The following is a 275-nucleotide window of genomic DNA, read 5'->3' as shown; positions in this document are numbered from 1 at the left end:
CATCGGTATAAACAGAGTCAATCTGCTCATCTTGTGGAATCTGATTAAGTAAATCACCAAGCACCTGTGAATCACTGACATTATTGGTTGTGAGCTGAATAGCGCGTATTTGTAGGGTTTTGGCATCTATACCAATATGTAGTTTACGCCATTGGCGACGATATTCAGCTCCATGTTTCTTGCGTTTCCATTCGCCCTCACCTAGAAACTTCATGCCTGTAGAGTCTACGAGTAGATGCAGCCCATCGCTACTTTTTTGGTAGCTGATTGCAATA

General features: G+C 42.5%; 1 protein-coding gene. It reads right to left on the bottom strand.

All coding sequences use genetic code 11. The features are described 5' to 3' along the window. Window positions 1-275, bottom strand: a 275-nt coding sequence (locus AC1M9D_RS14155) for a transposase (protein WP_481612452.1), incomplete at both ends; no start/stop codon positions are given.

It is taken from the genome of Acinetobacter sp. ANC_7682, from assembly GCF_056779795.1.
Note: the sequence above shows the minus strand (reverse complement) of the source record. Positions and strands in the feature narration are given on the sequence as shown.